Origin of the sequence: Kribbella voronezhensis (assembly GCF_004365175.1) — a bacterium.
GTDB lineage: Bacteria > Actinomycetota > Actinomycetes > Propionibacteriales > Kribbellaceae > Kribbella > Kribbella voronezhensis.
On the sequence record NZ_SOCE01000001.1, the window covers coordinates 3594865 to 3608977 of the forward strand.

The window sequence follows — 14113 nt, forward strand, 5'->3', positions numbered from 1 at the left end:
GGGCAGGTAGCAGACTGCCCGCGCCCTCTACAGCCAGCCCCGCTTCGCAGCTTGGAACGCCAGGCCGGTACGGGTGTCCACACCGGCAAGCGACATCAGTCGATCGAGCCGGCGTTGCACTGTACGGCGACTGATCCCCAGCTGCGACGCGATCGACTTGTCCGGTACGCCGGCAACCATCAGCGACAGCAGGAACCGCTCGGAGTCGTCCAGCCCGTCCGGCCCTTGCTGATCACCGCCTTGCAGCTTCACCGGCGTCGCCTGCTCCCAGTGGCTCTCGAACAGTGCGAGCAGTGCATCAAGTAGTTGCCCACGGCCGATCACTGCGGCAGTGGGCTCGCCGATGCCCAACTCGTCGTCCCGGACCAGCGGACAGATGGCAGTGGCCCGGTCCACGATCGCCAGCCGCACAGGCAGCGCCAGGAGCGTCCGGGCCTCCTCGCCCCAACTGACACCTTCTGCGATGCTGTCCAGCTCACCCGGCGTCTCCAGTAGGGCCCGCTCGTAAATAGCGCGATACCGTACGCCGCGGCTGAGCGCGCCGTACTCCTCGGTGTTGTCCGCGCCCTGCATCGCCAGCGGGTTCGCCCGGCAGAACCACAGGATCTCCTCCCGGGCCGAGTTCTGCAGGTCGCGCAGCCGGTCCCGCAGCGTGGTGGCGCCGACGATCACCTCGACCAGGTGGTGCGCGTCCCGGCGACTCGCGCTGGCGCGGAACTCCTCGCTCAGCGAGGCGACTGTCTTGCGTGCCGACTCCAAGGACTCCTGTCGCCGCAGCAGCGTCGTACCGAGGGCCACGTCGGGTGGCAGCGGACGGAACACCGCCTCGTCGCCAGGCTGGATCGCGACCAGCCCCTTGGCCTGCAACCGCTGCAGCACCTCGTCGGCCTCGTGCTGTGGCAGCTTCGCGACCTCGGCCAGCTCCGCCGACCTGGCTGACGACAAGCCCACCAACAGCCGGTAGGCCTGCTCCTCGCGGGCGTCCAGCAACCCGTCTTGCATTCCGGCCTCACCCTCCCCGTGCTCGAAGCTCCACCTAATCAGGCGATCCAGCGCACTGGCGAGCATTTTGTCCACCATCCGGCACAGCTGGGCCAACTGATGTCGCCGGCACTCCTGGCACCGCAGTGCCATCACGAAGCCGCCGCGACACCGTCACTACCGGTGAAGGACGCAATCGCGAGACTCCCGCCCGAGCCGCCATCGAGAGAGAACCACCATGAACTGGACTGACTACGCCGGCCTCGCCGGCCTGGCCGCCGCCGCCGTTCTCGCCGCTTGGATGCTGCTCGGTGCGGGCAACACCACGCCGCACCGGGGTGACCACCGGCATGCCGCCGGCCACCCCGCGCTCACCACCCGGTCAGGCCGCCACCGAGCGCCCGCCGTCCGCATCCTCCAGCGGATCCGCTTGCGGTGAGGCGACGCTGAGCTTGCTCGCCCGGTAGTAGGTGAGGCCTCCGAACGCGTACATGCCGAGGCCCAGCAGAGCCATGCCCGCAATGACCGGCCACTGCCACGCGGGAGCGGTGTAGAGGGCGAGGAACCAAGCCTTGGCGTCGACGTGGTTGAGCTTGAAGACGGCCGGCACCACGGCTTGCGGGATCAGCGGGATGGCGCCGAAGCCCAGGCAGAGGCCGGCCAGCGTGCGTCTCCACTGGGGCAACTGGGCGAGCTTGGCCGACAGCGACGACGCCGGTGCCTGCTGTCCCGGCTGCCGGCCGTGCCGTAGCAGTGTGAGCAACTCCGGACCACGCCGCTCCAACCGACGCGCGGCCAACCGACCGAAGTACCACCAGGTCAGTACGCCGGAAGCGAGGCCGACCGGGATACCCCACCAGGTCCACGCGAGCGCCGCGAGCAGGGCAGGCGCAGCTGTGAGGGAGATCAGGACGAGCATCACGTAGACGAGTCCCAGGGTCTCGCCCTCGTTCTCGCCTGAGTTCAAGGGATTGCCGGAGCGCTTGTGCGCGTCTGTCGTAGGCACGGCTGAGTAGACCGAGGAGAGCAGGATCAGGCCGGCCGCACCGCCGAGGAGAGCCGGCAGTGCGCTGAGTACCAACGGCCAGGCGCTGTCGATACTGGACCACCAGGTCAGCAGCAAGGTGATCAGTAGCGCAGGTGGACCGAACACGAGCAGGAAGGCCCGCTGACGAGCCCGTACGTCGAGCCGGGCCGACCCAGGTGTCATCAGAGTCATCCAGAACGCGGTGCCGTCTGCGCCGTACAGGTTGGAGAACATCGCGCCACCCATCACCACGGCAGCGGCGCCGGCCCACGGCAGCATGGCCTTCCAACCGACGGCGAGTGGCATCAGACAGAAGAACAACCCGTAGCTGATCGCGAAGACCGCGCGGTGACCGTAGAGCAGGTCCCGCGTCCACGACCGAACCTCCTTGGCTCCAGCGGCTCCGGCAGCATCCGTCGCGGTCAACACCCGACGCACTCGTACGCCGGTGCGCGTGGCCGTAGTACGGCGTACCAGCAGAGCTGACCAGGCAACGAGCATCAGTCCGTTGAGCAGTGCGAGCCCAACCAATGCCAGAACGGTCTGCAACCAGTCGCCACGTCCAGCAGCCTCTACTGCTGCGAAACCCCAACCAGACGGTGCGATGCGGGCAGCGTCCGCCACCGTGCCCTGCACATCGGTACTGATGAACGCAGCGATCAATGCCCAGCCCTGCGCGGTGAACGCGAGAATGAACGCATTGACCAGCGCAGCCAGTACTGCGCCCGCTCGCACCTGCAGCAACACGCCATAGATCGCGACAGCGAGCCGTGACGCCAGCACGAACGAGACCAACTGCAGCAGCACCGCAGGTACCGCGATCAACAGTGCGCCCAAAGAGAGCTGGGCACCGAGCACGACCAGGGACAGCAGCGCCACCAGGCTCACGGCGGGCGCGAAGCCGACCAGCGCGGCCGCGAGCAACCCACCCGACAACGCGCGCGGCGGCAGCGGCAGCATCGTGAAGTACTCCGGGTTGAGCGTCTCGTCGCCACCGCCCGCGAACAGCGGACCGACGATCCAGCCCAGCGCCCACACGGTCACGGCCACGGCGACCAGGTCGGCGTCACCTCGGGCGGCGGCCCAGATGGTCGCACCGGCCAACACCAGGCCGAGGAAGGCTCCGCCGGCGACCCAGGCGACCCGGTTCTTGTCCCGCAACGAGTGCCGCAACGCGGCCAGCCGCATCCGGACCAGCGTGTGCGCCGTCGCGGAGGTCAGACCGACAGCCATGTCAGCCCTTCCGCTCCGCGCGTCGACGCGCCGACCAGCGACACGAACGCGTCCTCGAGCGACCCACCCGCCTGTACTTCGGAAACGGTGCCCGAGGCAACCACTTTGCCGTCGGCGACCACCGCGACCCGATCGCAGAGCTGCTCGACCAGGGCCATCACGTGACTCGACATCACCACCGAACCGCCACCGGCGATGAACCTGTTCAGGATGGTCCGGATCGTTGCCGCCGACACCGGATCGACCGCCTCGAAGGGCTCGTCGAGCACCAGCAGCCGCGGCGCGTGCAGCAACGCGACCGCCAGGCCGAGCTTCTTCCGCATCCCGGTCGAGTACCCGATCACCTGCTTGCCGTCCTCGTCGTCCAGTTCCAGTACTTCGAGGAGCTCGGTCGTCCGGGCCGCGACCTCGCCGGCCGGCAGGCCGCGCAGCAGGCCGAGGTAGGTGAGGACCTCGCGGCCCGTCAACCGCTCGGGCATGCCGAGGCCGTCCGGCAGCACGCCGACCAGCGCCTTCGCCCGCACCGGCTCGGCCCACACGTCGACGCCGAAGATCTTCGCCGTACCGGTGTCGGGCCGGAGCAGGCCGACCGCCATCGACAGCGAGGTCGTCTTACCGGCGCCGTTCGGGCCGAGCAGCCCGAAGAACGAGCCCTGCGGTACGACGAGGCTGAGGTCGTCCACTGCCTTCTGCGTACCGAAGGTCTTGCCGAGTCCGAGCAGCTCCAGGGCTTCCATCAGTGGCTTTCCTTCCGGGTCGCGCGATCGAAGAGGCAGGCCAACTCCTCGCCGTACGCGGTCAGGTCGAGGTCCTCGTCGCGGCTGAGCAGCAACGGCACCGCGTCGATCGCGGCGCGGATCGTGGTGGCCATCACCCGGGTGTCGAAGCTGCCGAACTCGCCGGTGTGCTGCCCCCAGTGCAGGACCTTCTCGACGTCCGAGATCGCCTGTGAACCCTGCGCGGCGTACACGCCGTCGTCGGCCCGGATGATCTCCAGCAGCGCCCGCAACGCATTCGGGTGCTGCTTCATGAAGTCGAGGTTGCTGGTGATCAGCGTGCGCAGGCCTTGGGCTGCTGTCGGCTGCGCGACGATCTGCGGCTCCATCAGCGCGACCGCGGTCTTCGCGACCTGGTCGACGACGGCCGCGATCAGGCCGGCCTTGTTCCCGAAGTGGTACGAGATCACGCCGACACTGACTCCGGCCCGCTCGGCGATCCGGGCCATCGACGCCTTGCCGATCCCGGCCTCGGCGATCACGTCGACCGCACACTCGGCCAGCTGCGCCCGCCGGGCAGCCTCGATGAAGGTCTCGTTTTCTGAACGCACGTTCAGAAAATAACACGCTCCTTCAAATCCGTCGATGGCCTAGGCTGTGGGAGCGCTCTCACTTCGCCTCTGGAGGGATTCAATGCCTGAGATCCGGCCGTACCGGGTGGACGACCGGCCCGCTGTGGGCGACATCTGCGTCCGCACCGCCGACAACGGCGGCGACTCCCGGTCCCGCTTCCCCGACCTCGAGCTGATGCCGAGCATCTTCGCGTTCCCGTACGTCGAACTGGAGCCGGAGCTGGCCTTCGTGCTCGACGACGGCGAGCGGGCCGTCGGCTACATCCTCGGTTGCGCGGACACACCCGCCTTCGCCCGCCGGTTCCGCGCGGAGTGGCTGCCCCGCGTCCCGCAGTACGGGCCGTTGACCGGACCGGCCCGGACGCCGGCGGAGGAGATGATCGGCCTGCTGCACGACCCTGAGCGGCTCGTCATCCCCGAGGTCGCGGACTATCCGGCGCACCTGCACATCGACCTACTGCCGGCCTATCAAGGAGCCGGCTACGGCCGCGCCCTGATGAATCGCTTCCTCACCACTCTGGCCGACCGCGGGGTCCCGGCCGTCCACCTCACGATGCTCACGAGCAACACTCCGGCCCGGGCCTTCTACGACCGCCTCGGCTTCCACCACATCCCGGTCCCCGGCGTGGACGTGGTCACCTACCTCGGCCGTAGTACGAGCTAGACCGTGGTGCGGTTGGTCGAGCGGGGGTCGGTCACTCGACGGGTGCGGTAGATGTCGCCCTTGAGGGCGGCGGCGCGCCATGGGCGGGCCAGGTCGAGGGGGATGTGCAGGTCGGGGTCGTCGCGGTTCAGGTCGGCGATGACCAGGTCGGTGCCGGAGACGAGCGCGGCGTAGGTGCCGTTGGGGTTGATCAGTCCGGACGGCATCAGGTGGTTGGTCTGCGCGGGCAGCGACATGGCGACCCAGTAGGCGTTGATCGCGGCGTACGCGCGGGCCTTGACCTCGAAGATCGAGTCGACCGGGTAGGCGGACAGCAGCAGGCACTCGACGCCGAGCCGCTCGTACTCCGAGAACAGGTGCGGGAAGTTGATCTCGACACAGATCGCCAGCCCGAACCGGTAGCCGTCGACGTCGAACACCACCGGCTCGAAGCCCGGGCTGTAGTACTGCGTGATCTCGGTGTGCGAGCAGAAGCGCTTGTCGTACCGGTCGACGATGCGGCCGGTGTCGGAGATCACGTAGAGGCTGTTGTGCGGCCGGTTCGGCGGGGTGAGCGGGTGCGCGGAGCCGAGCACCACCCACAGCTTCAGCTTCGCGGCGAGCGCCATGATCTGCTCGAGCTCGGCCCGGACCACATCGAAGTCGACGTCGGCCCAGTCGGCGATCTGCTCCTTGGCATACCCCGACAGCAGGCCCTCCGGGAACTGCACCAGCCGCGCCTTCCCCGCCGCGGCCTGCGCCATCAACCGCCGGACCTCAGCCCCGTTCTTCCGCGCGTCAGCCGTGATCTCCGGCTGGGCGATCGCAATCCGTATCCCCGTCATCACCCAACGGTCTCAGGCCGCACCGACAGAAACTCGCGAGGGTCGGGGAAAGAGGGTCGGGGAAAGCAAAAACTCCCGGCCAGTTTCCTGGCCGGGAGTTCGAGACGCTGTGCGCGAGGGGGGAGTTGAACCCCCACGCCCTTTCGGGCACACGGACCTGAACCGTGCGCGTCTGCCTATTCCGCCACCCGCGCGCATGGTCACCGGTAGCCTCCAAAACTGCTACCTGCAACCGAGGAAGAACGTTAGCACGACCTGAGGCAGACTCTGACATTGCGGGTTCGGTCGAACCTCCCGATACGATCGATCGTCGTACCCGGTGTGCCCACCACACCGGTGGGCGCGGCGTACGGCGAGCCTGTCGGAGCCGCCGGACGGCAAGCACGATCGTTGGCTCCAGCCGACGATCGAAGAGTGGAGGAGGACGCGTGCGACCGCTGCAGCGCTTCGAGCGACGCCTGGAGGGCATCGTGAGTGGTGTCTTCGCGCGCGCGTTCAAGGGTGACGTGGAGCCGATCGAGCTGGCCGCCGCCCTCAAGCGTGAGATCGACAACACCGCCCGGATCCTGTCCAGGGACCGGCGGCTGGTGCCGAACCACTTCACCATCGAGCTCGGCCCGGAAGATTTCGAGCGGCTGAACGCGTACGGCCGGACGCTCAACCACGAGCTGGCCAACGAGCTGCGCGACCATGCCGACATCCAGCGCTACACCTTCTCCGGGCCGGTCGAGATCGAGCTGACGCAACAGGACGATCTGCCGACCGGCAAGTTCCGGGTGGTCAGTGCGACCATCGGCAAGCCCGCCCGTCCCCGGCCGCAACCCCCGCAGCCGTACATCCCCGATCCGAACGAGGGCCAGACCGTGATGCAGAGCGCCCCGGTCCCGCCGCCACCCGCGCAGCCGATCCGGCAGGGTCACCCGCAGGTGATGCTCGAGGTGAACGGCCGGCGCCGTCCGATCAACCCACCCGGCGTCGTGCTGGGCCGCGGTACCGACGCGGACATCCAGATCAACGATCCGGGCGTGTCCCGGCGGCACGCGGAGATCCGGTTGATGCCCGAGGGTCCCGGAGGTGTCAGGGTGGTCCTCGTCGACCTGGGCTCCACCAACGGAACGCTGGTGAACGGGCGCCGGGCCGCCGAGGCCGAACTGACCGACGGATCTACCGTGAGGATCGGGAACACCACCATGACGCTGCGCCTAGCGGACGAGCCGATCGCCCAGCCGCCCAGCAGCGGGTGGTGACCACGCTTCCATGTCGGAACTGACGCTGACCCTGATCAAACTGGGGTTCCTGGCCCTGTTGTGGATGTTCGTCCTCGCCGTCTTGTCGGTGATCCGGTCGGACCTGTTCGGCGCCAAGGTGGACAGCCGCGCGCTCGCCGCGCCGGTGGCGACCAACGGCCGGTCCCCGAAACCGGCCAAACCGGTGAAGAAGCGCAAGGGCGTGCCGGGCTCGGTCACCATCGCCGACGGGCCGCAGGCCGGTGTCGGCGCCACCTTGAACTCGGAGCCGGTGGTGATCGGCCGCGGTTCGGACTGCCAGATCCGGCTCGACGACGACTACTCCTCCACCCGGCACGCCCGGGTGTTCCAGTCCGAGGGCGAATGGTGGGTCGAGGACCTCGGCTCCACCAACGGCACCTATCTGGACGGTCAGCGGGTGACCCGGCCGGTGCCGGCCGAGATCGGCGGTTCGATCCGGATCGGCCGTACGACGCTGAACATCGCGAAGTAGGCCCCGTCCATGACCCTGTCGCTCGACTACGCCGCACTGTCCGATGTCGGACGGGTGCGCCGCAACAACGAGGATTCCGCGTACGCCGGTCCGCACCTGCTGCTGCTCGCCGACGGGATGGGTGGCGCCGCCGCCGGTGAGGTGGCCAGTGCCGCCGCCGTCCAGGTGATCCGCCGGCTCGACACGTCGAACATCACCGGCCCGGACATGATGGAGGCGCTCGCGGGCGCCGTCCACCGGGCCAACGAGCGGCTGTCGGAGCTGGTCGAGGAGGACCCGGAGCGCGAGGGCATGGGCTCTACCGTGACCGCCCTGCTCTTCGACGGCGAGCACCTCGGCCTGGCCCACCTCGGCGACTCCCGCGCGTACCGGTTGCGCGACGGCCTGCTCTACCAGTTGAGCCACGACCACACGTTCGTGCAGTCGCTGGTGGACGAGGGCCGGATCTCCAAGGAAGAAGCGTTCACCCACCCGCACCGCAACCTGATCCTGCGCGTCCTCGACGGCCGGCCGGACTCCGATCCGGACCTGGAGATGCTCGACGTCCGGGCGGGCGACCGGCTGCTGCTCTGCAGCGACGGCCTGCCCGACTACGTCAGCGACCAGGTGATCGCCGCCTCGATGGCCGACGGTACGCCGGACTCGGTCGTGGTCGAGCTGATCACGCACGCCCTCGAGGCCGGCTCGAACGACAACATCACCTGTGTCGTCGCCGATGTGGTCGAGACCGCCCCCGCCAGTGGGGACCGGCCGCAACTGGTCGGCGCGGCAGCCGAGCTCGCCCAGGGCGGCACGGGTCGCAGCGAACCGACCATCGCAGTACGGGGTCATGGTGAGGGCGACGGCGGTGCCGGTGGCGCGGGGATGGATCCCGAGGAGCTGCGATATGCGCCTCGGCCGCCGAAGCGGTTCCTCTGGCTGCGCCGGCTGGCCGTGCTCGCCGTAGTACTGGCTCTGATCGCCGGCGGCGGGTGGTTCGGCTACAGCTGGACCCAGAAGCAGTACTACGTGGGCACCGACGGCGACTACGTGGCGATCTTCAAGGGGGTGGACCAGGACTTCCCCGGTCTGTCCTTGTCGAGCGTCTACGAGCGGCAGCCGCTGCAGGTGGACAAGCTGCCGACGTACAGCCGTGAGCAGGTGGAGGGCACCATCCAGGCGGACGACCTGGCCGGCGCCCGGACGATCGTGACCGAACTCCAGCGGGTCGCCGACGAGTGCGCGGCCAAGACGAAGCCGCCGGTGAAGCCGACCACCAGCCCGACGCCGGGCAAGCCGGTCACGACGCCGACGAAGCCCGCGGTCTCCACCCCGGTCTCGAAGCCGCCGGCGACCGCTCCGTCCACGCCTGCCTCGACGCCGGCCGGCGGCAATCCGGACGACTGCGACGGGGTCCGATGAGCATCGCCTCGACGTCGGTCATCCAGATCATGCCCCGTACCCGGCGCGGCGTGGAGCTGATGCTGCTGATCATCGCGATCGGCGTCTCGGTCGGCGCCTACGTCAACATCGGCCTCACCGTGCAGGACAAGGTCCCGGCCAGCACCGGGTACTACGCGGCCGGTATCGGCCTGCTCGCGCTGATCGCCCACCTCGCCCTGCGCTACCGCGCCCCGTACGCCGACCCGGTGCTGCTGCCCTGCGCGGTGCTCCTGAACGGCCTCGGCGTCGCGATGATCCACCGGATCGACCTCGGCCTCGAGGCGATCGCGATCGCCAACAACCGGACCCCGAAGTCGCCGGCGGCTCCGCAGCAGATCACCTGGACCGCGGTCGGCATCGTCTTGTTCCTCGTGGTGGTGCTGGTGATCAGGGACCACCGCCGGTTGCAGGCACTCACCTACACGGCCGGCCTGGCCGGTCTGGTGCTGCTCGTGCTGCCGCTGATCCCGGGCCTCGGCGTCAACCTGAACGGCGCCCGGATCTGGATCCGGCTGGCCGGGATGTCCTTCCAGCCCGGTGAGTTCGCCAAGTTGTGCCTGGTCATCTTCTTCGCCGGCTACCTGGTGGTGAAGCGGGACGTGCTGACGCTGGCCGGGCACCGGTTCCTCGGGCTCGACCTGCCGCGGGCTCGCGACCTCGGCCCGATCGGGGTCGCCTGGCTGGTCAGCTTGGGCGTGCTGGTGTTCGAGAGCGATCTCGGTTCGTCGTTGTTGTTCTTCGGCCTGTTCCTGTTCCTGCTGTACGTGTCGACCGAGCGGGCCGGCTGGCTGATCATCGGTGGGCTGCTGTTCGTCGGCGGCGCCTTCTTCGCGTACTCCGCGATCGGGCACGTGCATAAGCGGATCACCGACTGGCTGGACCCGTTCTCGATCGACGGTGGCCAGATCGCGGTCGGCCTGATGGGCCAGGCCTGGGGCGGCGTCCTCGGCCGCGGCCTCGGCCAGGGCCGGCCGGAACTCACCCTGTACGCGAACAGCGACATGATCATCTCCTCGTTCGCCGAGGAGCTGGGTCTGACCGGCCTGATCGCGATCATCTTGATCTACACGCTCATCATCGAACGTGGCCTGCGGACGGCACTCGGCTGCCGGGACATCTTCGGCAAGCTGGTCGCGACCGGTCTGGCGATGTCGTTCGCGCTGCAGGTGTTCGTGATCGTCGGCGGTGTCACCGGCCTGATCCCGCTGACCGGTCTGGCCACACCGTTCATGGCGCTGGGCGGTACGTCGCTGGTGGCGAACTGGGCGATCATCGCGCTGCTGCTGCGGATCAGTGACCAGGCCCGCCGGCCGCAGACCCCGGCGGCTCCCGTGTCCGACGAGACGATCGCCATGGCGGTGCAGAAGCAGTGAACTCAGCAATCCGACGACTGGCCGTGGCCGCGATCATCCTGATGCTCGCGCTGATGGCGAACTCCACCTATCTGCAGGCCTTCCGGGCCGGTGACCTGAACGGACGCAACGACAACCGGCGGGTCCGCGACTCGCAGTTCTCGGTGAACCGCGGGCCGATCCTGGTCGGCAGTGTGCCGATCGCGCAGAGCAAGCCGTCCAACGACCGGTTCGTGTTCCAGCGGACCTATCCGCAGAACATCGCCGAGGCCTACGCCCCGGTGACCGGCTACTACTCGTACCTGTTCGGCCGGGCCGGGATCGAGCTGAGCCAGAACTCCGAGCTGAACGGCTCCGACCCGTCGATGGCGTTCCGCCGGGTGGTCGACGTGATCACCGATCGCCGCCAGCAGGGCGCGAGCGTCACGCTGACGCTGAACGCGGCGGCCCAGATCGCGGCGTACAACGGGCTTGCGGGCAAGACCGGTGCGGTGGTCGCGCTCGAGCCGAAGACCGGCAAGGTGCTCGCGATGGTGAGCCGGCCGTCCTACGACCCGAACCAACTGGCGGGGCACGACCTGAACAAGGTCGCCGCCAACTGGAAGAAGCTGACCGAGGACAAGTCCCGGCCGATGTCGAACCGGGCGATCAAGGAGCTCTACCCGCCGGGTTCGACGTTCAAGCTGGTCACCGCCGCCGCCGCGCTGTCCAGCGGCAAGTACAACCCACAGACGCAGGTGCGCTCGCCGGCCGAGCTGGACCTGCCGCAGACCACCGTCAAGCTGCCCAACGAGAACGGGAAGAACTGCGGCGGCAGCGACAACGCGACCCTGACGGTCGCACTGCGGAACTCGTGCAACACCGCGTTCGGCTCGATCGGCCTGGACCTCGGCCCGGACGCGCTTCGCGACCAGGCGGAGAAGTTCGGCTTCGGTGAGCGGCAACTGCCCGAACTGGGCGCCGCGGCCAGCCAGTTCCCGACCGACCCGAACGCGCCGCAGACCGCTCAGTCGGCGATCGGCCAGTTCGACGTCCGGGCCACGCCGCTGCAGATGGCGATGGTGTCGGCCGGGATCGCCAACGGCGGCAACGTGATGAAGCCGTACCTGGTCCAGAACATCAAGACCGTCGACCTGAAGACGGTGTCCGAGACCAAGCCGGAGTCACTGCACCAGGCGGTCAGCCCCGAGGTCGCGAACCAGCTGACCCAGATGATGATCGACGTGGTGCAGAACGGCACCGGCAAGCCCGGCCAGATCAAGGACGTCCAGGTCGCCGGCAAGACCGGTACGGCGCAGACGACGCCGGACAAGCCCCCGTTCGCCTGGTTCACCGCCTTCGCGCCCGCCAATGACCCGAAGATCGCGGTCGCGGTGATGATCGAGGACGCGAACGTCCCGCGCAACGACATCGCCGGCGGCGCGCTGGCGGCGCCGATCGCCAAAGCGGTGATGGAAGCGGTGCTGGGGCAGTGACGACGATGAGGTACAACCGGGTGACAGAACGTCCGCCGTACCAGGGCCGGCTGGTGATCACAGCTACCGTGGGCGGATTGAGTGTGTTTTGGCCGAGTTCGATCCGCGCAGGTTGGAAGGCAGAGGAATGACATCGCAGGCACGTCTCGTCGGCGGCCGCTACGAAGAGGGCGAACCGCTGGGTCGAGGGGGCATGGCCGATGTCCGCAAGGGCATCGACAACCGGCTCGGGCGAACGGTCGCGATCAAGCGGCTCCGGGTCGATCTGGCCAGCGACTCCACCTTCCAGGCCAGATTCCGGCGCGAGGCCCAGTCGGCCGCCTCGCTGAACCACCCGACCATCGTGTCGGTCTACGACACCGGTGAGGAACCGGACCCGAACGGTTCCGGCGTCACCATCCCGTACATCGTGATGGAGTACGTGGCCGGCAAGACGCTGCGAGACCTGATCCGCGAGGGCCGCAAGATCATGCCCGAGCGCGCCCTGGAGATCACCTCCGGCGTGCTCGAGGCGCTCGACTACAGCCACCGGGCCGGCATCGTGCACCGCGACATCAAGCCCGGCAACGTGATGCTGACCCCGCAGGGTCAGGTCAAGGTGATGGACTTCGGGATCGCCCGGGCCGTCGCGGACACCTCGTCGACGATGACCCAGACCGCCGCGGTGATCGGTACGGCGCAGTACCTGTCGCCCGAGCAGGCCCGTGGTGAGACCGTCGACGCGCGCTCCGACCTCTACTCGACCGGCTGCCTGCTGTACGAACTGCTCGTCGGGCGGCCGCCGTTCGTGGGGGAGTCGCCGGTGTCGGTGGCCTACCAGCACGTCCGGGAAGAGCCGCTGCCGCCGTCCTCGTTCGACCCGGACATCCCGCCGGAGGTCGACGCGGTCGTCCTGAAGGCACTGACCAAGAACCGCGAGCACCGCTACCAGAGCGCGTCGGAGATGCGGGCCGACATCCACCGGGTGCTAGCCGGCCAGCAGGTGACCGCGCCGATGGCCGCGATCGCCGAGACCCGCGCGATCCAGCCGACCGCGGTAGCTCCGGCGGCGGCCGCCACCCAGGCGTACCGTCCGGCGAGCGACCTGCTGCCGCCGGACGACGGCGACGACGACGTCGAGGCGGCCCGGGCCCGGCGGAACCGTGGCCTGGCGTACTTCCTGCTCGGCCTGGCGATCGTGGCCGTCGCGGTCGGCGCCTACGCGATCATCACGAACCTGGGCAAGAAGGACAACCCGCCCCCGGTCACCCAGGTCGCCGTACCGAGCGTCGTCGGCAAGCCGGTGGCCGAGGCGACCGCGATCGTGGAGGCGAAGGGCCTGCAGGTGGCCACGACCTCGGCGGCCAGCACCGACGTACCGAAGGGCTCGGTGGCCAGGCAGCAGCCGGGTGCGAATGCAATGGTCGACAAGAACTCGACCGTCACCCTGGTGGTGTCCGCGGGCCCGAACACGTTCCCGGTGCCGGATGTGCTCGGCAAGTCCGAGCAGGACGCCCGGGACGCGTTGGAGAACGCTCCGGGCAAGTTCGAGGTGGCGTCCAAGGTGAACAGGGCGGACAGCGACCAGCCCAAGGACACCGTGATCAAGGTCAGCCCCGATCCCAGCGGCCAGTACGCGCCGGGCACCAAGTTCACCCTGACGCTGTCCAACGGCAGCTCGAAGGTGGACGTGCCGGACGTCACCACGCAGAACCAGGACGACGCCACCAACACCCTCAAGGGTCTCGGCCTGGCCGTCGGTTACCTGCAGGACAAGTCGGACCCGAACGCGGTCGAGGGCACGGTCGTCAAGCAGAGCGTGAAGGCCGGCTCGAAGGTGCCCAAGGGCACGAAGGTGATCCTGTCGATCGCGGTCGCGGCGGACCAGCCGTCGAACACCCCGAGCAACACGCCGACCAACACGCCGACGGAGTCCAACACGCCGATCATCGGCGGCGGCGGACCGGGTCTGCCGCAGCAGCCGAGTGGCGGCAGCAGCGGCGAGCGCTGAGGCAGAACGGCAAAGGACCGCGGGATTCGTCCCGCGGTCCTTTTGCTTGTCCCGGTT

The 14113-nt window shown here is 68.8% G+C and carries 13 protein-coding genes and 1 tRNA gene; 8 read left to right on the forward strand and 6 right to left on the reverse strand.

Annotation, left to right across the window (positions count from 1 at the left end; all coding sequences use genetic code 11):
• Window positions 1-27: 27 nt before the first annotated feature.
• Window positions 28-1080, reverse strand: a complete 1053-nt coding sequence (locus EV138_RS16535; RefSeq protein WP_238158177.1) for a helix-turn-helix domain-containing protein — start codon at window positions 1078-1080, stop codon at window positions 28-30.
• 139 nt (window positions 1081-1219) lie between these two features.
• Between EV138_RS16535 and EV138_RS16540 the strand changes: the two genes are divergently transcribed.
• Window positions 1220-1420, forward strand: a complete 201-nt coding sequence (locus EV138_RS16540; protein ID WP_133979810.1) for a hypothetical protein — start codon at window positions 1220-1222, stop codon at window positions 1418-1420.
• Here the strand turns inward: EV138_RS16540 and EV138_RS16545 are convergent.
• Genes EV138_RS16545 through EV138_RS16555 form a run of 3 tightly spaced genes read right to left on the reverse strand, consistent with a single transcriptional unit; the run spans window position 1364 to window position 4568 of the window.
• Window positions 1364-3241, reverse strand: coding sequence for a hypothetical protein (locus EV138_RS16545; protein ID WP_133979811.1), 1878 nt, complete (start codon window positions 3239-3241; stop codon window positions 1364-1366). The two genes, EV138_RS16540 and EV138_RS16545, sit on opposite strands and share 57 nt — an antisense overlap.
• Entirely contained in the window at window positions 3226-3978 is a 753-nt protein-coding gene (locus EV138_RS16550; protein WP_133979812.1) for an ABC transporter ATP-binding protein, read from the reverse strand. The genes EV138_RS16545 and EV138_RS16550 overlap by 16 nt, the downstream gene beginning before the upstream one ends.
• On the reverse strand, window positions 3978-4568 hold the full coding sequence (locus tag EV138_RS16555) for a TetR/AcrR family transcriptional regulator (RefSeq protein WP_133979813.1): 591 nt from the start codon (window positions 4566-4568) through the stop codon (window positions 3978-3980). Before EV138_RS16555 ends, EV138_RS16550 begins: the two co-directional genes overlap by 1 nt.
• An 82-nt stretch (window positions 4569-4650) precedes the next feature.
• Here EV138_RS16555 and EV138_RS16560 point away from each other — a divergent pair, with 82 nt between their 5' ends.
• Window positions 4651-5253 (forward strand): GNAT family N-acetyltransferase, encoded by a 603-nt coding sequence (locus tag EV138_RS16560; protein WP_133979814.1) that lies wholly within the window; start codon window positions 4651-4653, stop codon window positions 5251-5253.
• On the opposite strand, the gene EV138_RS16565 is transcribed toward EV138_RS16560, so the two are convergent.
• Together EV138_RS16565 and EV138_RS16570 are read right to left on the reverse strand one after the other, a co-directional pair.
• Window positions 5250-6077 carry a carbon-nitrogen hydrolase family protein gene (locus EV138_RS16565; RefSeq protein ID WP_133979815.1) on the reverse strand — a complete coding sequence of 276 codons (828 nt, stop codon included), beginning with the start codon at window positions 6075-6077 and terminating at the stop codon, window positions 5250-5252. The two genes, EV138_RS16560 and EV138_RS16565, sit on opposite strands and share 4 nt — an antisense overlap.
• Window positions 6078-6187: 110 nt before the next feature.
• Window positions 6188-6271 (reverse strand) — tRNA-Leu (locus EV138_RS16570).
• A 234-nt stretch (window positions 6272-6505) separates the two neighbouring features.
• Between EV138_RS16570 and EV138_RS16575 the strand changes: the two genes are divergently transcribed.
• From EV138_RS16575 to pknB, 6 genes are all read left to right on the forward strand, one after another.
• Window positions 6506-7324 carry an FHA domain-containing protein gene (locus EV138_RS16575; RefSeq protein ID WP_133979816.1) on the forward strand — a complete coding sequence of 273 codons (819 nt, stop codon included), beginning with the start codon at window positions 6506-6508 and terminating at the stop codon, window positions 7322-7324.
• 10 nt (window positions 7325-7334) lie between these two features.
• Window positions 7335-7817 (forward strand): FHA domain-containing protein FhaB/FipA, encoded by a 483-nt coding sequence (locus tag EV138_RS16580; protein WP_133979817.1) that lies wholly within the window; start codon window positions 7335-7337, stop codon window positions 7815-7817.
• 9 nt (window positions 7818-7826) lie between these two features.
• Complete coding sequence (locus EV138_RS16585; RefSeq protein ID WP_133979818.1) at window positions 7827-9218, forward strand: protein phosphatase 2C domain-containing protein; 1392 nt, start codon at window positions 7827-7829, stop codon at window positions 9216-9218.
• Window positions 9215-10612: an FtsW/RodA/SpoVE family cell cycle protein gene (locus tag EV138_RS16590; protein ID WP_133979819.1), complete on the forward strand. Its 1398-nt coding sequence runs from the start codon at window positions 9215-9217 to the stop codon at window positions 10610-10612. Before EV138_RS16585 ends, EV138_RS16590 begins: the two co-directional genes overlap by 4 nt.
• Window positions 10609-12066: a peptidoglycan D,D-transpeptidase FtsI family protein gene (locus EV138_RS16595; protein ID WP_133979820.1), complete on the forward strand. Its 1458-nt coding sequence runs from the start codon at window positions 10609-10611 to the stop codon at window positions 12064-12066. The genes EV138_RS16590 and EV138_RS16595 overlap by 4 nt, the downstream gene beginning before the upstream one ends.
• A gap of 127 nt (window positions 12067-12193) precedes the next feature.
• Window positions 12194-14056, forward strand: coding sequence for a Stk1 family PASTA domain-containing Ser/Thr kinase (pknB, locus tag EV138_RS16600; RefSeq protein WP_133979821.1), 1863 nt, complete (start codon window positions 12194-12196; stop codon window positions 14054-14056).
• Window positions 14057-14113 lie beyond the last annotated feature (57 nt).

Bases quoted from the DNA above. Each gene is read 5' to 3' on its own strand.
- EV138_RS16535 (WP_238158177.1), bottom strand. From the start codon at position 1,080: ATGGTGGACAAAATGCTCGCCAGTGCGCTGGATCGCCTGATTAGGTGG.
- EV138_RS16540 (WP_133979810.1), top strand. From the start codon at position 1,220: ATGAACTGGACTGACTACGCCGGCCTCGCCGGCCTGGCCGCCGCCGCC.
- EV138_RS16545 (WP_133979811.1), bottom strand. From the start codon at position 3,241: ATGGCTGTCGGTCTGACCTCCGCGACGGCGCACACGCTGGTCCGGATG.
- EV138_RS16550 (WP_133979812.1), bottom strand. From the start codon at position 3,978: ATGGAAGCCCTGGAGCTGCTCGGACTCGGCAAGACCTTCGGTACGCAG.
- EV138_RS16560 (WP_133979814.1), top strand. From the start codon at position 4,651: ATGCCTGAGATCCGGCCGTACCGGGTGGACGACCGGCCCGCTGTGGGC.
- EV138_RS16565 (WP_133979815.1), bottom strand. From the start codon at position 6,077: ATGACGGGGATACGGATTGCGATCGCCCAGCCGGAGATCACGGCTGAC.
- EV138_RS16580 (WP_133979817.1), top strand. From the start codon at position 7,335: ATGTCGGAACTGACGCTGACCCTGATCAAACTGGGGTTCCTGGCCCTG.
- EV138_RS16585 (WP_133979818.1), top strand. From the start codon at position 7,827: ATGACCCTGTCGCTCGACTACGCCGCACTGTCCGATGTCGGACGGGTG.
- EV138_RS16590 (WP_133979819.1), top strand. From the start codon at position 9,215: ATGAGCATCGCCTCGACGTCGGTCATCCAGATCATGCCCCGTACCCGG.
- pknB (WP_133979821.1), top strand. From the start codon at position 12,194: ATGACATCGCAGGCACGTCTCGTCGGCGGCCGCTACGAAGAGGGCGAA.